Source organism: Flexivirga sp. B27 (assembly GCF_052905685.1).
On the sequence record NZ_JBPYUM010000005.1, the window covers coordinates 60,340 to 80,151 of the forward strand.

The 19,812-nt window shown below is 68.6% G+C and carries 25 protein-coding genes; 17 read left to right on the plus strand and 8 right to left on the minus strand.

The annotated features are described in order from the left end of the window. The first annotated feature begins 51 nt into the window (after window positions 1-51). The 6 genes from ACSZL9_RS17045 (at window position 52) to ACSZL9_RS17070 (ending at window position 4,739) form a co-directional block, all read left to right on the plus strand. A complete protein-coding gene (locus tag ACSZL9_RS17045; protein WP_446666716.1) occupies window positions 52-657 on the plus strand; it encodes a CDP-alcohol phosphatidyltransferase family protein in 606 nt (201 codons plus the stop codon). Next, entirely contained in the window at window positions 654-1,586 is a 933-nt protein-coding gene (locus tag ACSZL9_RS17050) for a phosphatidate cytidylyltransferase (RefSeq protein WP_446666717.1), read from the plus strand. Before ACSZL9_RS17045 ends, ACSZL9_RS17050 begins: the two co-directional genes overlap by 4 nt. 10 nt (window positions 1,587-1,596) lie before the next feature. Beyond that, the gene (locus ACSZL9_RS17055; RefSeq protein WP_446666718.1) at window positions 1,597-2,766 is read left to right on the plus strand and encodes a 1-acyl-sn-glycerol-3-phosphate acyltransferase; all 1,170 of its coding nucleotides are present in this window, start codon (window positions 1,597-1,599) and stop codon (window positions 2,764-2,766) included. Between the two features lie 113 nt (window positions 2,767-2,879). Then, window positions 2,880-3,254 carry a YciI family protein gene (locus ACSZL9_RS17060; RefSeq protein WP_446666719.1) on the plus strand — a complete coding sequence of 125 codons (375 nt, stop codon included), beginning with the start codon at window positions 2,880-2,882 and terminating at the stop codon, window positions 3,252-3,254. A 16-nt stretch (window positions 3,255-3,270) separates the two neighbouring features. After that, complete coding sequence (locus ACSZL9_RS17065) at window positions 3,271-3,498, plus strand: YciI family protein (RefSeq protein WP_446666720.1); 228 nt, start codon at window positions 3,271-3,273, stop codon at window positions 3,496-3,498. Beyond that, window positions 3,495-4,739, plus strand: coding sequence for an RNA polymerase sigma factor (locus ACSZL9_RS17070; RefSeq protein ID WP_446666721.1), 1,245 nt, complete (start codon window positions 3,495-3,497; stop codon window positions 4,737-4,739). Before ACSZL9_RS17065 ends, ACSZL9_RS17070 begins: the two co-directional genes overlap by 4 nt. On the opposite strand, the gene ACSZL9_RS17075 is transcribed toward ACSZL9_RS17070, so the two are convergent. The 4 genes from ACSZL9_RS17075 to erm all read right to left on the minus strand — a co-directional run bounded on the left by ACSZL9_RS17075 (window position 4,708) and on the right by erm (window position 8,083). Beyond that, window positions 4,708-5,493, minus strand: a complete 786-nt coding sequence (locus ACSZL9_RS17075) for a M48 family metalloprotease (protein ID WP_446666722.1) — start codon at window positions 5,491-5,493, stop codon at window positions 4,708-4,710. The two genes, ACSZL9_RS17070 and ACSZL9_RS17075, sit on opposite strands and share 32 nt — an antisense overlap. Further along, complete coding sequence (locus tag ACSZL9_RS17080) at window positions 5,493-5,846, minus strand: BlaI/MecI/CopY family transcriptional regulator (RefSeq protein WP_446666723.1); 354 nt, start codon at window positions 5,844-5,846, stop codon at window positions 5,493-5,495. Before ACSZL9_RS17080 ends, ACSZL9_RS17075 begins: the two co-directional genes overlap by 1 nt. Before the next feature lie 51 nt (window positions 5,847-5,897). Next, window positions 5,898-7,232, minus strand: a complete 1,335-nt coding sequence (locus ACSZL9_RS17085) for a D-arabinono-1,4-lactone oxidase (protein WP_446666724.1) — start codon at window positions 7,230-7,232, stop codon at window positions 5,898-5,900. 65 nt (window positions 7,233-7,297) lie between these two features. Then, window positions 7,298-8,083, minus strand: coding sequence for a 23S ribosomal RNA methyltransferase Erm (gene erm / locus ACSZL9_RS17090; RefSeq protein ID WP_446666725.1), 786 nt, complete (start codon window positions 8,081-8,083; stop codon window positions 7,298-7,300). Window positions 8,084-8,299: 216 nt separating this feature from the next. On the opposite strand from erm, the gene ACSZL9_RS17095 reads away from it, so the two are divergent. The 8 genes from ACSZL9_RS17095 (at window position 8,300) to ACSZL9_RS17130 (ending at window position 14,380) form a co-directional block, all read left to right on the plus strand. Beyond that, the gene (locus ACSZL9_RS17095; RefSeq protein ID WP_446666726.1) at window positions 8,300-8,704 is read left to right on the plus strand and encodes a nuclear transport factor 2 family protein; all 405 of its coding nucleotides are present in this window, start codon (window positions 8,300-8,302) and stop codon (window positions 8,702-8,704) included. A 7-nt stretch (window positions 8,705-8,711) separates the two neighbouring features. Then, a complete protein-coding gene (locus ACSZL9_RS17100) occupies window positions 8,712-9,149 on the plus strand; it encodes an AAA family ATPase (RefSeq protein WP_446666727.1) in 438 nt (145 codons plus the stop codon). Window positions 9,150-9,332: 183 nt separating this feature from the next. Next, the gene (locus ACSZL9_RS17105) at window positions 9,333-10,985 is read left to right on the plus strand and encodes a hypothetical protein (protein WP_446666728.1); all 1,653 of its coding nucleotides are present in this window, start codon (window positions 9,333-9,335) and stop codon (window positions 10,983-10,985) included. Between the two features lie 21 nt (window positions 10,986-11,006). Then, window positions 11,007-11,543, plus strand: coding sequence for an NUDIX hydrolase (locus tag ACSZL9_RS17110; RefSeq protein ID WP_446666729.1), 537 nt, complete (start codon window positions 11,007-11,009; stop codon window positions 11,541-11,543). Window positions 11,544-11,788: 245 nt separating this feature from the next. Next, entirely contained in the window at window positions 11,789-12,199 is a 411-nt protein-coding gene (locus ACSZL9_RS17115; RefSeq protein ID WP_446666730.1) for a YciI family protein, read from the plus strand. Between the two features lie 21 nt (window positions 12,200-12,220). Next, window positions 12,221-13,363, plus strand: coding sequence for an RNA polymerase sigma factor (locus tag ACSZL9_RS17120; RefSeq protein WP_446666731.1), 1,143 nt, complete (start codon window positions 12,221-12,223; stop codon window positions 13,361-13,363). A 72-nt stretch (window positions 13,364-13,435) separates the two neighbouring features. After that, the gene (locus tag ACSZL9_RS17125) at window positions 13,436-14,140 is read left to right on the plus strand and encodes a class I SAM-dependent methyltransferase (RefSeq protein WP_446666732.1); all 705 of its coding nucleotides are present in this window, start codon (window positions 13,436-13,438) and stop codon (window positions 14,138-14,140) included. 81 nt (window positions 14,141-14,221) lie between these two features. Further along, a complete protein-coding gene (locus tag ACSZL9_RS17130; RefSeq protein WP_446666733.1) occupies window positions 14,222-14,380 on the plus strand; it encodes a hypothetical protein in 159 nt (52 codons plus the stop codon). A gap of 9 nt (window positions 14,381-14,389) precedes the next feature. Here the strand turns inward: ACSZL9_RS17130 and tadA are convergent, their stop codons facing one another. Further along, window positions 14,390-14,884, minus strand: coding sequence for a tRNA adenosine(34) deaminase TadA (gene tadA / locus ACSZL9_RS17135; RefSeq protein WP_446666734.1), 495 nt, complete (start codon window positions 14,882-14,884; stop codon window positions 14,390-14,392). Between tadA and upp the strand changes: the two genes are divergently transcribed. After that, complete coding sequence (gene upp / locus ACSZL9_RS17140) at window positions 14,883-15,521, plus strand: uracil phosphoribosyltransferase (RefSeq protein ID WP_446666735.1); 639 nt, start codon at window positions 14,883-14,885, stop codon at window positions 15,519-15,521. The genes tadA and upp overlap by 2 nt on opposite strands. Before the next feature lie 6 nt (window positions 15,522-15,527). On the opposite strand, the gene ACSZL9_RS17145 is transcribed toward upp, so the two are convergent. From ACSZL9_RS17145 to ACSZL9_RS17155, 3 genes are all read right to left on the minus strand, one after another. After that, window positions 15,528-16,778 (minus strand): MFS transporter, encoded by a 1,251-nt coding sequence (locus ACSZL9_RS17145; protein WP_446666736.1) that lies wholly within the window; start codon window positions 16,776-16,778, stop codon window positions 15,528-15,530. Continuing rightward, window positions 16,775-17,362, minus strand: a complete 588-nt coding sequence (locus tag ACSZL9_RS17150; RefSeq protein ID WP_446666737.1) for an ArsR/SmtB family transcription factor — start codon at window positions 17,360-17,362, stop codon at window positions 16,775-16,777. The genes ACSZL9_RS17145 and ACSZL9_RS17150 overlap by 4 nt, the downstream gene beginning before the upstream one ends. A gap of 162 nt (window positions 17,363-17,524) precedes the next feature. Then, entirely contained in the window at window positions 17,525-18,421 is an 897-nt protein-coding gene (locus ACSZL9_RS17155) for a small ribosomal subunit Rsm22 family protein (RefSeq protein ID WP_446666738.1), read from the minus strand. Between the two features lie 300 nt (window positions 18,422-18,721). Between ACSZL9_RS17155 and ACSZL9_RS17160 the strand changes: the two genes are divergently transcribed. Both ACSZL9_RS17160 and ACSZL9_RS17165 read left to right on the plus strand, forming a co-directional pair. Further along, on the plus strand, window positions 18,722-18,898 hold the full coding sequence (locus ACSZL9_RS17160; RefSeq protein WP_446666739.1) for a hypothetical protein: 177 nt from the start codon (window positions 18,722-18,724) through the stop codon (window positions 18,896-18,898). 11 nt (window positions 18,899-18,909) lie between these two features. Beyond that, window positions 18,910-19,767, plus strand: a complete 858-nt coding sequence (locus tag ACSZL9_RS17165; protein ID WP_446666740.1) for a PH domain-containing protein — start codon at window positions 18,910-18,912, stop codon at window positions 19,765-19,767. The last annotated feature ends 45 nt before the right edge of the window (window positions 19,768-19,812 follow it).

Genomic DNA, 19,812 nt, shown 5'->3' on the forward strand with positions numbered 1-19,812 from the left:
GTCACGTCATACCCGTCACGTATGGCGGACGATCGACCGAGGGAGGGCGCTGTGCAAGGGCTCTATGCGCTGAAACCGTGGTACAGCCGTCGGCTGGGCCGCATCGTCACCTGGGCGGTCGACAAGGGCATCTCACCCGACGTCTTCACCCTTGTCGGCATCGGCGGCGCCGTGCTCGCGGCCGGTGCGGTCGCGCTCGGCTGGTGGCTGCCGGCGCTGCTACTGCTCGGAGTCCGGCTGGGCGGTGCCAACCTCGACGGAGCTGTAGCGCGTGCTCGGGGCGTCAGCCGGCCGTGGGGCTTCGTCCTCAACGAGATCGGCGATCGCTCCTCGGACCTGATCGTCTTCGGCGGGCTCTTCGCGCTCGCCGCCCGCACTGACGGTATGACGAGCACGCCCGCGCTGCTGGTGGTCGTCACTGCGGCCGCCGCGACCCTCCCGACGTTCGCCTCCCTGGCGGCTGCCGGAGCCGGCGCGACCCGTCGGAACGGCGGACCGTTCGGCAAGACCGAGCGCTGCCTGGCGATGGTCGTCGCGACCGCGCTGCCCGGGATCCTCGGCTGGGTGTGCGCCGTCGTGATCGCCGGCTCGCTGCTGACTGCCGCACTGCGGCTGCGTGCCGCGCACGCTGAGCTCACCGAGGGGGTCGCGGCATGAGCGACTCGCTCCCCCACGAGCTGGTCGACGCCTACCTGCGGATCCTGCATCTGGACCGCCGGTCGATGCGCCTGGACCTCGACGTGTGGTTCGTGCACCTGCACATCACCGGCCGTGGTGTGTTCTTCTTCTGGGTGACGCTGAGCATCCTCGCGTTGGCCGGTATCGCTGTATTCGCCTCTCGCAAGAAGGAACTCGTCACCAAATGGGTGACCTGGGTGATGATCCTGCCGGTCGTCGGCATCCCGATCTGGATCGGCCGCGGACCCACCGCCGTCCTGTGCATCGTGCTCTCGTTGATCGCCGTCCGCGAATACACCCGGCTGATCGACCTGCCACCGATCGACACCGCGATCCTCTACGCCCTCTCGATCGCCTACCCGCTCGCGGCGTGGCAGCGACCGGAGTTGCTGCACCTCGTGCCGGTCCTGGTGTTGTTGTGCGCACTGCCGTCGGTGCTGGCCGGCGATCTGGAGCACGGCATTCGGCGCGCGGCGTTCACCGGCTTCGGCTCGGTGTGGATCTGCTGGTCGCTCGCGAGCATGGTGCTCATCTGGCGGGACGCCTTCCTCGTCTGCTTCGCAGCAGCGGCCACCGATGTCGCGGCGTGGTGTGGTGGCAAGGGTTTTCGGCGGTTCGGTTGGGCGCGCCGACCGCTGTCGCCACTCAGCCCGAACAAGACCGTCGGCGGCCTGGCCGGTGCGGTGATCGGAGCGTTCGTCGTGCTGACCCTGCTCGGCACGATCTCGGCCGGGCTGCTCCTGGCAGTCGCCCTCGGTGGCGTGCTCGGCGACCTGCTGGAGTCCATGTTCAAGCGGCAGGCGGGCGTCAAGGATGCCGGCGAATGGCTGCCCGGCTTCGGCGGTCTGCTGGACCGCATCGACTCGCTGCTGCTGGTGCTGCCGCTGGCCGCCGTGGCACTGACCTAGGAGGGACTTGATGGCATCGATGAACGGTTTTCGACGTAGCCTCTGGCGCGCCGTGTGCTCGCTCGCGGGCGGGCTGACCGTCACCGGTCAGTGGCGGTCCGGTGGCGGCAGGGTCCTGGTCGCCAACCATGCGTCGCACGCGGACACGGCGGCGCTGCTGGCCGCCATACCGGCGCGCAGCGGTCCGGTCTTCGCGGCTGCTGCGGACTACTGGTTCGACGTGTGGTGGCGCCGCGCGTTGATCTCCGGTCTCGCCGGCGGCCTGCCGGTCCGCCGGGGTGAGCACGGTGGGTATGCCGAGCTGGTGGAGGCCGCCCGCCCGGCTCTCGAAGCGGGTCGCACGGTGGTCATCTACCCGGAAGGAACGCGCAGCACCGACGGGTCGGTCGGTGAATTTCACTCCGGCGCAGCGCGACTCGCCCGTGACTGCGGTGTGCCGATCGTGCCGGTCGGCATGCTCGGGACGGGCGACGTCCTCGCCAAACACGGCCAATTCCGGGCCACCCCGATGGAGGTCCGGTTCGGCACACCGATCGGTGCCTCGGAGGTGCTTGACGCAGCGCAGCTGCGGCAAGCGGTCACCGACCTGCTCGACGCCGGGCCGGTCGCGGTCCGGCGGTCACCGACCTGGCAGGCCGTGCGGCGGCTGATCTCCGGAAACCGTTGCATCGCCATCGGATTCGCCTGGGGCTTCGCCGAGGCGATCAGCTGGCCGATCATGGCGGAGATGGTGCTCGTCTTCTTCGGCGTCGCCGAGCCTCGTCGCATCCCGACGCTCGCCGCATCGATCACCGCCGGGTCGGTGTGCGGCGTGCTGGTCACCTCGGCACTCGCTCGCCGCGGTGTGCGCGCACCCGCCCCGCTCACCACCCCGCGGATGCACGCTGCCGCCCGAAAACACCTGCGCTCCGGAGCATCCGGCATCTGGCACCAGGCGCTCGGCGGCATACCGGTGAAGGTCTACGGCCGTGCTGCCGGCGAGCTGGACCTGCCGCCCGTCCGTCTCGCCGCAGCGACCCTTGCCGAGCGCGGTGCTCGTATGGCGGGCTGCGCCGCCGGCATCCTGGTCGCCGAGCGGCCGCTGCGGCCCGTCATACGCCGGCTCTACGGGCCCTACCTGGGAGTCACCGCAACGGTTTTCACGGTCACGCTGCGCAAGATCGTGCGAGCCTGGAGGTGAGCGCGGCGACGGTCGCCTGAAGAATTTTTCCGGCGGGTGTCGTATCAAGAGCTTCGCGTTCGTGGCGTTGACAGCACCGCCACCCGGGCGGTCCTGACCGAGAGGAGACGGCCGTGCCGCAATACTTGATCGCATTCAACGACGAGTGGGTCGGCGACCACACCATCGAGCAGTTGCGCGCGAAGAGCGCGTCATCGATGCGCGTGGTCGACGACATGAAGCGCGAGGGTGTGTTCGTCTTCAGCGACGGCGGCATCGGCGCGGACACCGCGCTGTGCAGCGTGGAGTCGAGGAACGGGGAGGCCGTCTTCACCGACGGACCGTACGTCGAGACGAAGGAACACCTCGGCGGATTCTGTGTCGTCCAGGTCGCCGACGACGAGGCGGCCCGTCACTGGGCCGGACGGCTTGCGGTCGCGCTCGAGTGGCCGCAGGAAGTGCACCGCTTCCCCAGCCGAGAAGAAATCCTGCAACTGGACGACAACTGAAGGACGACTGAGTGACATGCCCAAGTACATGCTGTCGGTCGACGGCACGGGCGACAAGCCGGTGGTGACCGACGGCCCCCACCTGGAGGCCAAGGAACACCTCGGCGGCTTCTGGGTCATCGAGGCCGCCGACCTCGACGAGGCACTCGCCCTCGCCGCCGAAGGCTCGAAAGCGTGCCGCGGGAAGGTCGAGGTGCGTCCCTACCACACCGCCCGGGACATCCAGGCGCTGCTGGACTCGTGACCGCACCGTCGGCCGACAACGCGATCGCCCGGGTCCACCACGAGGAGTGGGCCCGGGTGGTCGCCGGACTTGCGCGACGTTTCGGCGACCTCGACATCGCGGAGGACGCGGCAGCGGAGGCCTTCGCCTCGGCCGTCGAGCGGTGGCCGCGGGACGGGATACCCGCGAACCCGGGCGGGTGGCTCACCACCACCGCCGCCCGCAAGGCGATCGACCGGTTGCGACGCGAGTCGCGACGCGACGCCAAGCACCAGGCGGCATACCTGATGTATGACGAAACACCTTCTCCCCCAACAGGTCCCGTGGAGGACGACCGGCTCCGCCTCATTTTCACCTGCTGCCACCCCGCGCTGTCCATGGAGGCACGGGTCGCCCTCACCCTGCGGCTGCTCGGCGGCCTGACCGTGGCCGAGATCGCGCGCGCGTTCCTGGTGCAGGAGACGACGATGGCCCAGCGGATCACCCGCGCCAAGGCGAAGATCAAGGCGGCCCACATCCCCTACCGCGTGCCGTCGACGACAGACATCGGGGAGCGGCTGACGGGCGTTCTCGCCGTGGTCTACCTGGTCTTCAACGAGGGCTACCTGGCCGGCGACGGCGAGGACGCGTTGCGCCGCGACCTGACCGACGAGGCCATCCGCCTGGGCCGACTGCTGCACGACCTGCGGCCGGACGACGGCGAGACGACCGGGCTGCTGGCGTTGATGCTCCTGACCGATGCGCGGCGAGCGGCACGCGTCTCACGCACCGGCGAGCTCGTGACGCTGGACGAGCAGGATCGCGGCGCATGGGATCGCGCACTGATCGACGAGGGGCACACGCTGGTGCGCGAGCGACTGGCCGCTGTTGCGGCCGGTGGCCGACCGCCGGGCCGCTACCAGCTGCTCGCAGCGATCAACGCGGTGCACACCTACGCGCCGTCGGCACGCGACACAGACTGGTCACAGATCGTCACGCTCTACGACCGTATGACGAGGATCGACCCCTCTCCGCTGGTGCGGCTGAATCGCGCCGTCGCGGTCGCGGAGCTCGACGGGCCGGAGGTCGCGCTGGCCGAAATATCCCGGATTGCAACGGAACTCGACGGTTACCACGCGATGCACGCGGCACGCGCGGACCTCCTGCGACGGCTCGGTCGCAGCGCCGAGTCGCGGGCGGCATACGACCGGGCGATCGAGCTGGCCGGCAACCCTGCCGCGCGGAAGTACCTCACCCGGCGACGGGACCAGCTCGCCGGCTGAGGCGCTGCGCGCGCAGCGACGGGCCAGGTGCTCCCGTCATGTCGGAAACGGTGCGCAGGGCGGATGCAGTGACGTCCACACCGCATCTGGAGGCTGCGTGATCGTCCGCGGCCAACTCGGTCAGCAGGTGCACAGTGTGCGCAAAGTCCTTGCCACAGCGTGCTTTCGGGGCGATCGCACTGGCCACCAAGGACACAGTCCGCAGCATCGCGTGCCCGCCACGCAAGTGGCCCGCCTCGTGCTCGACCACCGCACGGAGCTCGTCCGCCGACAACGCGGCCTCCAGCGGCCGTGACACGACGATGTCGACGTCGCAGCCACGCCCCGCGACCGCGAACGCGGTTGGTGCCTCGACCACGCACACCTGGGAGCCGGCAACCATGGTGCGCCGGATCTCGTCGCGAGCGACGAGGACCAGCAGCGACAGCCCACCGGATCGGCGGCCCTCGACGACCGGACCGGCGTGGTGGCCGACCAGGCCGATGGACGCGCCGAGCGCCAGGAGGAAAAGCCAACCGCTGAGCACCGCGGACGTCGCCGCGACCCCTCCCGAGCGTTCACTCGCCGTGGTCGCCAGGACGATCGCAACGACGACGCTGCCCAGCAGTGCGGCAAGGCCGGCGGCGAAGAGGCCGAACCACAGCCGCAGCGCCACTGCGGGACGCGCCACCTGCCATTTCATCCCGCGCAGCAGCCACGGCCCCGCGGTCGCGCAGAGGATGCCGGCCGTCATACAGGCCAGGAGGGCGAGCATCAGTCGTCGAGGGCGTCCCGCAACGCCTGCAGGTCGCGCCCGGACAAGCCGCCGGCGAATTGCTGCAGCACCGCCCGCCGGTCGGCCGCGGCGCCGAGCACCTCGGTCATCCGGTCGGCGAAGTGCTCGGCCTGCGGTCGGGTCGCGGCGAACACCGAGCCGCGTCCCTGCTGCTCGCGGTGCACCAGGTCCTCTGCTTCGAGTCGGCTGAGCACGGTCAACAGCGTTGTCAGCGCTGGGCGTTCGGCGATAGGGAAGCTGTCACGCAAGGCATTGGCGGTGAGCGGTGTCTCTGCCGCCCACAGCCGACGCAACACGTCCGCGCGCAGTGCACCTCGCTCCCGCTTGCTCATGGCCGGATTCTACGTGATGTCGAACTCGAGGCCGGCGAACCCGGCACGGGGCTAGGGTCTGAGCACCCGGTCAAGGAACGGATTGGCAAACGTCCGGTCCGGGTCGTGCTGGTCGCGCAGCGCGACGAAGTCGTCGAACCGCGGGTAGAGCCCGCGCAACTCCTCCGCGGTGTGGTCCATTTCCTTGCCCCAGTGCGGGCGGGCGCCCAACTCCCGCATGTGCCGCCAGAACTCCTCGAAGTAGCGGTCCCGGTGCGACAGCACCGCCGTGTAGGCGCCGAGCTGGACGACATCTGCGCCATACGCAGGGCTCAGCCAGCCGTCGTCGCCCTTGACGAAGCGCAACTCGGTGATGAAGTTGACGTGAGCGCCGCACGCGTCAACCGTGCGCACTGCGGCATCCCAGGCGGCTCCGCCGCTCTCGAGCGGCACCGCCGCTTCGGTCTCGGTATGCCGCACCGGCATCGGCGTGGAGAAGATCATCGGGCTCGGCCCGACTCGACTTGGCTTGTGCAGCGTGCGTCCGGCAACGCGATTCCAGCTGGGGACCCAGCCGGACCGCCGGTCCTGGACCGCGTAGACAGCGGGCAGCAGCCCGCCGTGCATGAGCTTCTCATCGACGAACCGGTCGAGCACGGTGGGCAGAATGGTGCGCGGAGCGGCGACCCGGTCGTAACGGAACACCAGCGCCCGAGCGGTGTGCGGCATCCACCAGACCTTCGCGAACTCCGCGCTGCCCGCGATCTCCGGCAACGCGTCCGCGATCTCGTCGACCGGAAGCCAGTCGATGCGCTCGCGCAGGTGGAACGCCGGGACGACACGCACGCGCACCCGGGTGACGACGCCCAGCGCACCGATGGACACCCTTGCGGCGTCAAGAGATTCGTCGCCCTCGGCATAGTCGCGGACCTCGCCAGTGCCGTCGACCAGCCGCATGCCGGTGACGAGGCCGGCGAGGTTGCGGTGCTGCAGGCTCGACCCGTGGGTGCCGGTGGCGATCGCGCCCGCGACCGACTGGTCCGCGATCGACCCGAGGATCGGCAGCGCCAGCCCGCGCTGGGCGAGCGCCGCGTTGAGGTCGCGCAGGCGGGTGCCCGCGAGGACGGTGACGGTGGAGTCGTCATACGCCACGATGCCGCGGAGCTTGTCGAGCGACATCGCGATGTCGCTCGGCGCCGCGATGCCGTTGAACGAGTGGCCGGCTCCGACGCACCGGACCCGGCGCTGGTCGGCGTGCGCCTGACGGACGATCGTTGCGACCTCCTCCTCGGTCGCCGGCAACACCCACCGTGCGGGTGTCGAGCTCTCGGTGCGCGCCCAATTGGCGAAACTGCCGTCTCGCGACGTGGGCGGGCGGCGCCAGCGTGGAGTGTGGGATCGCGCCATACAGCGACCCTACCGAACAGTAACCTCGGCTTGGCCCTGGTCGGCGCGGCTCTCTCGGATGGCAGTCATCGGGGCCTGCACACGCTCGCGAACGCAGCGGCCCACTCCTCGGCCCCGAGGTCACGCGGCAAGGGCGCGCGTCGACCGCGTGGCAGCCCGGCGACGATCCGGGTGGCTGCCTCGGGCGGGACCCCGCTGCGCGTGAGGATCTCGCGCAGTGCGCGCCCGCGACCGCTGAAGACGGAGCCGACCCAGCGTTGGTATGCCGCTCGCCGGCGCGCGACGACGAGCGGTCTCGCGCGACGATCGATCGCCAGGAGCCCTGCGTCGACCGATGGCCGGGGACGGAACGAGGACGCTGGAATCCGTTGCACCAACTGGAAATCGAACCACGGCCACCACTGCGCCGTCAGCTGCGTCGCGCCGCCGACACCCGCCCGCTTGCGGGCAACCTCCCACTGCAGGACGAGGACGGCGCTGCGCCACTCGGGCTGCCCGAGCAGGTGTCGAAGGACGGGCGTGCTCAGGTGGAAGGGCACGTTCGAGACGACGATCGACCCGGCCGGTGGCGCGTGACGCAGGATGTCGCCCGCCCGGACACACACAGGCGGCCCGAGGCGCCGGTGGAGCTGCGCGGCCCGGCGTCGGTCGATCTCGATGCCGTCGATCCGGCGACCGAGGAGTGTGAGTCGTTCGGTGATGGCGCCGTCGCCGGTGCCCCACTCGACGATCGGGCCTGGTGCCTGGCGGAGTCTGTCATCGACGAGTTCGACGACACGGCCGATCACGCGTCGATCGGCGAGGAAGTTCTGGCCGAGTTCGTGCCGGCCCGGACGCGGTTGTGCACACATGTGCGGCTCCTTCGGATGGCGAAAGGGAGCCGGGCAGCATGAAGCGCCGCCCGGCGGAATTGCCGGAAGGCGGCGCGAATGCGGTTGCTACTGAAGTGGATCCGCGCCGCTAACTGCGACGGGTCCGAATGATCGTCGTGAAGCAATTCATGGCGGGCAGGCTAGGACGGCCACTTTCGGGGCGCAACGGGTTTTCGATGGCCTACCGTGTGCCGCATGCGTGAGTTCCGAGCAGCCGTCGAGGCGCGTGACGATCAGGCGATGGAGGCGCTGCTCGCCGACGACGTGCGGTTCACCAGCCCTGTCGCATTCAAGCCGTATGACGGCAAGCCCATCACCGCTGCGATCCTGCGAGGAGTGCTGCGGGTCTTCGAGGACTTCCGCTATGTGCGAGAGATTCACAGCGCCGACGGCCGCGACCACGCGCTGGTCTTCGAGGCGACGATCGGCGGCACGACCGTCAACGGGTGCGACTTCCTGCACCTCAACGACGACGGCCTGATCGACGACTTCACGGTGATGGTGCGCCCACTGTCCGGTGCGAAGGCACTGGCCGAGGCGATGGGTGCGCAGTTCGAGCGGATCGCGGCAGAGGCGAGCGCGGCGCCGGAGCCACGCTGAGCAGCTCATGGCGCGGGTGCTGATCACCGGGATGTCCGGCGCCGGGAAGACAACGCTGCTCGATGAGCTGAGTCAGCGCGAATTCCCCACTGTCGATACGGATTACGACGGGTGGGAGTTGCCTGGCGCACTGTGGGATGTCCCTCGCATGACGGAACTCCTCTCCAGCCACGACACGATCGCTGTCAGCGGGACGGTCCGCAACCAGGGCGACTTCGACTTCGATCACGTGGTCCTGCTCAGCGCGCCGTTGGAGGTGCTGCTGGCGCGAGTCGCCATACGCACGAACAATCCGTACGGCCGGACTGCGGCTCAACGTGCCGAGATCGCCGGGTATGTCGAGACGGTCGAGCCGTTGTTGCGAGCGGCCGCGACCCTCGAGCTCGACGGCCGGCGCCCGGTGCGTGATCTGGCGGACGACGTGGAAGCGTTGCTCCGCGAGTAGGCGGTGCGGCGCCATACCGCTTCGCCCTTCCGCAGGAGTAGCGCGCCCCAACTTTCCGTATCCACCGCTCCGGTCTGATGATCCACCGCCGGAGGACCGTCGAATCGCTTGAAATAGCGTGCTTTCAACAGTTTTATGCGATGATGTCTTGCGCTGGTTATCGAACACACGTATCATTATGGTATGGCAACCAAGCTTCTCCCGACCCGCGAGGAGCTGACACGCGCCAGCAGTGCTGACCTGCTCGATGCAGCGTTGACTCTGGCTGCGACGGCGTTCGACAGCGCACGCACCGACCGCGATCCGTTGACCAAGGACGAATTGCTGGCACAGGTCGCAGCCAGCCAGCAGGTCGCCAATTCGGCGCTGGCGACGCAGGCCGTCCGGGTCGCACAAGCTGCTGCACACCAAGACGTCTTCGACCCGAAGATCGCTGACACCAGGACGATTCGGCATCACCTGGGTTTCGCCGACGAGTGGATCGACACCGAGATCGCGCCGCTGCTCGGCCTCGGCACGCGGCAGGCGAGCACATGCGTCCAACACGCACTCGACGCCGTGACGCGCGCTCCGCGACTGCTCACCGAAGCCGGCACCGGCAGCCTCGATCCGACCAAGATCGGCGTCGTCACCGACCAACTCGCCGGCGCCGGCCGTCGCACATATCGCGAGGCCGAGCGCGCCATGCTCGATCAGGGCATCGCAGGTCTGACCACCACACAGCTGCGACGCCGCTTGACCAAGCTGCTGGCATCCCTTGAGCCGGCTGCCGTCACACCCGCCGCCGAGAAGCGCCGCCGCGATCAGATCGGTGTCTTCACCCGGCCGCACCACGAGCCGGGGCTGGCCGAGCTGGTCGCCATACTCCCGACCGGGGACGTCGCGGCAGCCCAGCGCGCCATCGACGAGCACGCGCGTCAGTTGCACGCCGACTCGACCACCGACAAGACGCTCGCCGAGTGCCGCGCGGACGCCTTCATCGATCTGTTGCTGCGCAACGCCAGTGTCGAGACCACCGTTGTGTTCCACCTGCCGGTGCGCCCCGACGGCTGCGAAAGCCCTACGGATCCGGGCACATTCGGTGAACGTTCGACCGGTCCAGGCGACCCGATCGATGACGAGCTCAACGCACTGCTGGACGGTGTGCTCGGGCGCTGCCCCTCGCCCGACGACCCTGCCACGTATGTCGATGCCGATGCGCCGTGGGACACCTCGTGGCTGCTCGAGGCCGAGCGGCCCGGCGACCTGGATGATTACGACGAATTGTTCCCCGACGTCGACTGGGACCGACTGCTGTGCGAAGCCCGCCGCCAGTCCTCGGCGCTCGATCGCGGTGGGACCGCGGTCGCCACCAAACCTCCCACAGCCGATACGCGACCACTCGGCGACAGCTTCTTCCGAAAAGCCAATGCCGACAGCTGCTTCGACGATGTGGTCGTGCCCGGCGTGGGCGTCATACCGGCCGCGGAGGTTGCGCAACTCACCCGCGCCGTCGGCACCCGGGTGACCAGAGTGTTGACCGACCCCACCACCGGCACGACTCTGGCAACGACGACCCGCAAATATCGACCGACCGCGGCTATTCGGCACTTCGTGACGACCCGCGACCAGCACTGCCGGTTCCCCGGCTGCAGCGTGCCAGCGGCTCGCTGCGATCTGGACCACGTCGAGCCATGGCCGCTCGGGAGCACCACGCCCACCAACCTGCACTGTCTGTGCCGCCATCACCATCGCGCGAAGCACGAGACCGGGTGGTCCGTGGCGATGACGCCCGACGGCGTGTGCACCTGGACCAGCCCGTCCGGCCGCACCTATCGCACATCGCCCGGCGACTGACTCGCTTGCTAGCGTCCAGGCATGGGGACACCGCAGGGCTTTGAGTCGCTCTTCGAGAGTGCGTACGTCGACTACGCGAACGCAGACGTCGTCGGCACCTTCGACTCGCCACCACCGAACTTGGTCCACCGCATCCACCTGGTCGCCGTGCCCGAGGCGGGCATCGTGACTGTGTGCGAGTCCATCGAAGGCTGGCGATTCCTCCCCGGCGGCCGACTCGAACCAGGCGAGAGTCTCGAATCCGCCGCAGCCCGAGAGCTGTACGAAGAGGCCGGGTCGAGACCCACCGGCCCGATGCAGACCTTCTTCAGCCACGTGGCACACAGCCGCAACGCGGCGCCATACATGGAGCACGTGCCGCACCCGGTGATGTGGTGGGTGTTCGCCGTCGTGCCGACCGAGGTCATCGACGCACCGCCGACCGGTGTCGACGGCGCCGAGCAGATCACTGCGGTCAAGCATCTGCCGGTCCGGGAGGCAATCGCCTGGCTGACCGACTCCGTCGACGACACCAGCGCCGGCGTGCTGCGGCTGGCCGCGCACCTCGGCCTCGTCTGACGAGCCGCCGCACACGTCGGTCGAGTAGCCGAGCCCCCAAGGGCGAGGCGTATCGAGACCACGTGTCTCGGCACGTGGTCTCGATACGCCTGTCCGGCCACGCTGGCCTCGATACACCTCCCCCGCTCCGGCACTCGACCAGCTGGCTGCAATGAATTTCGGCGCACGATGTCGAGAACTCGCCAACGGCTCCGTCCCCTGCATATCGCGACCACAATGGTCCGAGTTGAGGAAAGGGAACGACCATGGCCAAATACCTACTGCTGAAGCACTACCGCGGCGCGCCGGCCCCGACCAACGACGTCCCGATGGACCAGTGGACTCCGGAGGAGGTCGACGCGCACATGAAGTACATGGACGATTTCGCCGTCGAGCTGCAGCGCTCCGGTGAGTTCGTGTATGGCGACGCACTCGCCGAGGACGGCATGTGGGTCCGGTATGACGGGGAGGGCAAGCCGCCGGCGACCGACGGCCCGTTCGCCGAGACCAAGGACCTCATCGCCGGCTGGATGATCGTCGACGTCGACAGCAAGGAGCGCGCGCTCGAGCTGGCCGGCCGCCTGTCCGCCGCTCCCGGCAAGAACGGGAAACCGCTCGGCGAGTGGCTCGAGTTCCGGCCCGTCTACGGCTGGGAGCCGGAAGCGACCACCGAATAGTCCCGGCCGCACGGACCGACCATGGACGACGAGCTGCTCCGGGAGCTGGTGCCCGCAGCGATCAGTGCCCTCTGCCGACGCGGAGCCGACTTCGCGTCGGCGGAGGACGCTGTGCAGGAAGCACTGATCAAAGCCATTGACAGCTGGGCGGATTCGCCTCCGCGTGACCCGCTGGCCTGGCTGATCACCGCGGCCTGGCGACAGTTCCTCGACCAGCTCCGGTCGACCGATTCGCGCCGGGCGCGCGAGCTGCGGGTCGTCGAGCAGCCGCAGCCCGGCACCGCACCAGCCAGCGATGACACGCTGCAGCTCTACTTCCTGTGCGCGAACCCCGCACTCACCAGCACCTCCGCCGTCGCGCTCACCCTGCGCGCGGTCGGCGGCCTCACGACCAAACAGATCGCCGAGGCCTACCTGGTGCCCGAAGCGACCATGGCGCAACGGATCAGCCGCGCCAAACGGCAGCTGCGCGACACCCGACTCGACACCCCCGGCGACCTCGCCACCGTGCTGCGGGTGCTCTACCTCGTCTTCAACGAAGGGTATGGCGGCGAGCTCGACCTCACCGCGGAAGCGATCCGCCTGACCCGCCAACTCGCTTCCCTCACAACGGAACCCGAGGTTCGTGGGCTGCTCGCGCTGATGATGCTGCACCACGCCCGTCGCCCCTCCCGCATCGACGACAACGGCCGGCTCGTGCCGCTCCGCGCGCAGGACCGCAGCCGGTGGGACACCCGTCAGATCGCGCAGGCGGTCGGCATGCTGCAGGAGGCACTCGCCGCCGATCGAGTCGGCGAATACCAGGCGCAGGCCGCCATCGCCGCGCTGCACGCCGACGCACAGACCGTCGAGGAGACCGACTGGGTGCAGATCGTCAGTTGGTATGACGAACTGCTCGCACTCACCAAATCCCCTGTCGTGCAACTGAATCGAGCGGTAGCCCTCGGCGAGGCGGATGGCCCAGCAGTCGGTCTTGCCGCCTTGGCCGAGGTCGATTCGTCGGTGCCGCGCCACACCGCGGCATCGGCATACCTCCACGAGAAGGCCGGCGACCGCACCGAAGCCGCACGGCTCTACGCCGACGCCGCACGGCTGGCCACGAACAATCTCGAGCGCAAGCACCTGCTGGGCGAGGCCGCCCGACTGCGGCACCACGCACCGTGACCACCGTGATTCAGCAGGCCCCGTCGCCGTCCGCCGTGTCCACGCCCGGCGCCACCACTTAGATTTAGTGGTATGACGAGCGAGTCCCCCTCCGATGCCCCGGACCTGTCGGCATACAGCAGCAGCCAGGTCGCAGCGGCATACAACGCAGTTGCCGCGGAGTATGCCGAGGCGATGCGCGACGAGCTGGCCGGCAAGCCACTCGATCGCGCACTGCTCGCGGCAATGGTGGAGATGTGCGAGGGCGGCCGGATCGCCGACATCGGTTGCGGTCCCGGACATGTGGCGGGGCATCTGGCGTCCATCGGCGCCAACCCGATCGGGATCGACATCTCACCGGCGATGATCGAGATCGCGCGAGCCGAGAACCCCGGTGTCGACTTCCGCGTCGAGTCGATGACAGACCTCACCGAGCTCGACCAGAGCCTGGCCGGCGTCGTGATGTTCTACGCGATCATCAACCTCAGCCCGACCGAGCGCGCCCGGGCATTCGCCCAGGTCTTCCGCGCGCTGCAACCCGGCGGCATCGCGCTGGTCTCGTTCCACATCCGCAGCGAGGAGTTCGCCGCCGGCCAGACCCAGCACCTGGAGACGTGGTTCGGGCACACCGTCGACATCACCGGACACTTCCTGGAGCCGGACCAGGTGATCGACGAGATCGCCGAAGCCGGTCTCGACATCGTCTCGGTCACCACCCGGCTGCCGCACCCCGGCGTCGAGATCCCGACCGAGCGTGCCTACGTCCTCGCGCAACGCCCGCGGCTCCAGGACGACTGAGCGATTGCCGATCTCGTTGGACAGCAATGCTGTTCACGGTCGGTGTGCGAGACTTGAGGCAGCATCCACCAAGGAGTCCCCATGAGTGACTGGCCCACCTCGGCGAAGGTCGTCGTCGTTCTGCTGATCCTGTTGATCGTCGTGCCCGCGATCTTCAAGCTGGTCTGGCTCGCCGTCACTGCCGCAATCGTGCTCGGTGTCGGTTACGTCGCCATCCAGGCGATCGGCCGGAAGCGCTGACCCTCCGCGTCACTCGACCCGCTTGGCCCGCCGCGCCCGGAAGAAGTCGGTCAGCAACTGCGCACACTCCTGCTCCCGTATGCCGCCGACCGCCGCCAACCGATGCGGACTCGTGTTGTCCGCCACGACGTCCCACGCGCTGCCGCACGCTCCCGCCTTCGGATCCCACGCGCCGAAGACGATGCGGGTGATCCGGGACTGCATGATCGCGCCCGCGCACATCAGACACGGCTCGAGCGTGACCACCATCGTGCAGTCGTCCAGCCGGTAGTGCCCGAAGGTCTCCGCGGCGGAGCGGATCGCGACGATCTCGGCGTGCGCGAGCGGGTCACTGTCGGCGACCCGGCGGTTCGGCGCCGCGCCCACGACTGCGCCGGCGGAGTCCAGCACCACTGCACCGACCGGCACGTCGTCGGTGGCGGGCGCCATACGCGCCTGCTCGAGGGCGAGGGACATCCATTGGTCGTGAGCATCGGGCGTCGGCACGACTAGAGTTTGCGCCATGCGTGTCGAGCTGGCCAACCACCCCCTCATCGCCCACAAGCTGACCTACCTGCGTGACAGGCGCACCGACAGCCCGACATTCCGGCGGCTCGCCGAGGAGTTGGTGACGCTGCTGGCCTATGAGGCGACCCGTGACGTGCGGGTCGAGCCCTTCGAGATCGAGACGCCGGTCGCGCCGACGACCGGCATCAAGCTGTCCTCCCCCAAGCCACTCGTCGTGCCGATCCTGCGCGCCGGCCTGGGCATGCTCGAGGGCATGGTCCGCCTGCTGCCCAGCGCCGAGGTCGGTTTCCTGGGCATGCAGCGCAACGAGGAGACGCTCGAGGCCATCACCTACGCCAACCGCCTACCCGACGATCTGTCGGGCCGGCAGTGCTACGTGCTCGATCCCATGCTCGCGACCGGCGGCACGCTCGCGATGGCCATCCGCTACCTCGCCGAGCGCGGTGCCGACGACATCACCGCAGTGACCCTGCTGTCCGCTCCCGAAGGCATCAAGGCGGTCGAGGACCAGCTGTCCGACCTGAACATCCCGGTCACCCTCGTCACCGGAGCGATCGACGAGCGCCTCAACGAGCACGGCTACATCGTGCCCGGCCTGGGCGACGCCGGCGACCGGCTCTACGGCGTGGTCTGAGCCGACTCAGGCCGCGATCACGATCTCGTCCTCCTCGTCCTCGACCCTGCCGAGGCGTCGGATCGACGGCACGAGCAGCGTGAGCAGGGCGAGCGCGACATACACGCTCCCGGCCGTCACCAGCACCGTCTCGACGTCCACGTTGGTCGCCAGCCAGCCGAACATCAGGCTGCCGATCGGTATGGCGACGAATGACCCCAACATGTCGTAGCTCGAGACCCGCGACAGCACCTCGCTCGGGATGCGTTCCATCATTGCGACTGTCCAGCCCGTGCTGAACGTCTGCGAACCCATCCCGCTGACGAACGCCACCACCATCAGCGGCACCGTCGCCGGGTGAATCCCCAACAACAACACCGGGATTGCGAAGCACGCCATACCAACCATGCCGGCACGAAGTGGACGCTTCAACCGCCAGCGCAGCAGGATGACGGACATCACGAGCATCCCCACGGCCTCGGATCCGACGACGAATCCCCACCCCTGGATGCCCACGGCGTCGTTGTTCTTGGCGATGACCGGCCCGATCACCACCCACGCACCGACGTGTATGACGTTGAGCACGCCGAAGACAGCAACAACCACCCAGAGCCAGGTTCGCGAAGTGAATTCGCCCCACCCGTCACGCAATTCGGTCAGTATCGAAGTGCTCGGACCGGCGATCTTCTCCGGAAGCGCGACCTTCGCCAGCATCACCGCGGCGACCATGAAGGCGCATCCGTCGATCGCGAGCGCCAATGCCGGGCCCGTGACGACCACCAGCGTCGTGCCGATCACCGGACCGATGAACGTCGCGCCATTGCGGACGAACGCCATCAGCGAATCCGCCTGCTGCAACTGCGATTTCGGCACCAGCTGAGGGATGAGACCCTGCTGCGCCGGCATCGAGAAGGCGCTCACCCCACCGGACAGCGCGGCCAGGACGACCATCAGCGGGACCGTCGCCCACCCGAAGTCCAACCCGATGGCCATCGTCACCTGGACCGCAGCCATGGCCAGATAGCACGCCTGCATCACCGCGCGACGCGGTAACCGATCGGCGATCACGCCACCGAAGAGCAGGCAGAGCACGTTCGCGCCGAGTTGCGCGGCCAGCACGACGCCGAGCGACTCCGCGGAGTTGTCGATGTGCAGCACCGCGAAGGCGATCGTCACCGGCGTCATCATGCTGCCGACGATGTTGACCGACCGGGACAGGAAGAACCAGCGGAAGTCCTTGAGCCGCAACACTTCCAACGCGCTGGGTGTGCTGCTCATTGCTCGTCCTCCGGCTCATCCTTGCGGTCGCGCATCGGGAACAACTCGGCCTGGAAGTTGACGTGCACGGTGCCCGGCGCATGCGGCCGAACGGCGTGTCCGTGGACGAGGTCCGACGCCTCCATCACCAACTCGCGCACGCGGCGCCATACGTCCGGGTCGAGCCAGACCTCGGCATCGCTACTCATCCCCGGCCCCGCGGTGCGGTGCGCCGCACGGCGGATCAGCTCGTGGTGCAATGCCTCGAGATATTGCCGGAAGTCGGCATCGGTATCGGCATCAGTGACCGCGTCGGACGCCTCGGGCGCGTTGCGCGGCGACGGCTTCGGGACGCGGGCCTCGGCGAAGCAGTAGCGGTATTTTTTCGCCCGGCCCCCACGCACCGACTCGGTCTCGGTGACCTCGACCTGGCCGGCCTTGGCGAGAGTGCGCAGGTGATAGCTGGCGTTCGCCTGAGTGATGTCCAGCTCCCGTGCCAGCTCCGCGGCACTCATCGCCGCGCCGGTCAGCAACGACAGCATGCGCAGCCGCACCGGGTGTGCGGTCGCCCGCAGATCGTTGAGCGCTTCATCCTCCAAAGACATGTTTGGAAGTATGGCGCGCCGCGACCTCCACTGTCAAAGACTTATTTGGTGGTCGTGAGGTCGGCAGTCCTCTCCTTGACCGAGAGGCGTACATAGTGACCGAGAGGCGTACTAGGAATGCCGATTTTTCTCGTCCTCTCGGTCGTTTGGTGCGCCTCTCGATCAGGGGGACTGCCAGATGTCGCCCCAGCGCACACCCCGAGCCTGTTTGTATGCCGGCCCCTGCCGCTTGGTCACGATCGCACGCCCGGCGGTGCCGTCCGGTCGACACAGCTGCAGCTCGACCAGTCCCTTGCGCTTCACCGGATGTCGCAGGATCCGGGCTTCCGCTTCTCCCACGACGACGTCGCTCCCAGGCGGCACCGCCACGACATACGAGAACTTCTCGTCCTCGTGCCCGAGCTCGCCGCCCTTGAGCTGCCGATGGATCGACGATCGCTCGACACGAGCACTGAAGTGACACCAATCGGGTTGCCGCACAGGGCAGTCCGCCTGGTGCGGACACGGAGCGACAAGCTGCCAGCCGGCCTCCAGGAGCAGCGTCCGCGCCGCCAGGATCCGCTGGTGACCGGTGGGCGTGCCGGGCTCGATGACGGCGACCGCGCGCCGCGCCGCATCCATGGCGGACTTCACGAGAGTGGCCTGCGCGCGCTCGTCCAACTCGGACAGGACATACGAGACGGTGACCAGATCGGCGGCCTGCACTGCCGAACCCACCTGCCATTGCACGAAATTCACCGTGTCCTTCACCATGTCGCCCTCGTCCGCGCGCAATGCCCGGCCAAGCCGCAACGCGTCAGCGACCTGGTCACGGACTTCGATCCGTGCGCCCGGCCACTGCTCGCAGGCGGCCCACGCGGCCGCACCGGTGCCGCCGCCCAGGTCGGCGACCGAGGTGATCTCCGGCAGTCGCGCCGCACTCTGCGCCAGCATCGCCGAGCACGCCGCGAGCGTCGCGGGCATGCGATAGAGCGCATACGCCAGCACGTCGGTCGGGCCGGCGAGGATGGGTGCCGACGCTGCTCCGCCGCGGCGGTAACGCTCGATCAGTCGCTCCACCGACGCGGCGAGCGCCGGACGCGACGCCCCCGCTGCGGCCGCGTCGAGGGCGTCACGCAGCCGCAGGCCGGTCGGACGCGACGAGTCGGGGATGGCGGGACCTCACGGGGTGCGACATACAGGAACGGCCCACATCGTAGGCCAGCGCGACGGCCACGGACGCAGTACCGTGGACGGGCCGTTGGCGCCATACGACACACCCGATGGGCACCAACGCCCAGTCACAACAGTCACATCTGTCACAATCAGACTCAACGCACGTGTGCCCACCGCACGCCGTATCCCAACGAGGCCGGAGGAATGATGGCCCTGGACAAGGTCCGCAAGGTCGTGATCTGGCTGGTCGTCGCCTTCATCGCCTACGCGATCTTCACGTCGCCGAGTCGGTCAGCCGACATCGTCCACAACATCTGGTCGATCATCACCAACGGCTTCGACCAGATCGGCAAGTTCTTCGACACCATCCTCAACGGCTAGGCCGAGCGGCGATGGATCGAGTCGATCCAGGCGCCGAGTCGGCGATGGCGCGTTTCCTGCTCGACGACGAGACCCTGGTCGTCGCGCAGCGTCAGCACTGGGCCGCCGTCGCGCAGCCGGTCGCGATGGCCGTCGCCGGCTTCTTCCTGGCACTGCTGGCCGGCTTCACCGCACCCCCGAAGCTCGGCGTGCTGACCGACCTCGCCTGGAAGCTGTGGTTCATCCTGCTGGCGTATGCCGCCATCCGCATCGTCATGTGGCGCTTCGACTGGTTCGTGGCCACCGACAAGCGGCTGCTGATGATGTATGGCGTGATCAAGCGACGCGTCGCGATGATGCCGCTGGCCAAGGTCACCGACATGTCGTTCAACCGGACCCTGCTGGGACAGGTGCTGGGCTACGGACAGTTCGTGCTGGAGAGCGCTGGGCGCGAGCAGGCGTTGCGCCGGATCGACTTCATCCAGGACGCGAAGGGGACCTACCTGGCGATCGTCGGGGAGATCTTCGGCGAGAACGACCCGGACGCGGAAGCCGACGAGGACGAGGACGGCGATCGCGAGGACGACACCGACCCCTTCCTGCACCTGCAACTCGCCGGCGCCCGCCGGGCCTATCAGCAAGTGGGCCTGCCCGACCCGACCGGTGAGTCCGGCGACGACGCCGCCCACGACCCGACCGACATCCCGGTGCGGCCGATCGGCAGCTTCCTGCCACGCCCCGAACGCGCCCGCCGCAACGGACTGCGCGGCCGTATCCTGCGCCGTGCCAAGGAAACTCCGCCACAGGCCTATGGCCACGAGGGCGATGTCGGCTGGGAGCAGGACGAACCCGTCCGACGTCGCAAACCACGCGACCTGCGCGACGACTGAGCTGCTCACCCACTCTCCCGAAGTCGTGACGCACGGCACCGGCGG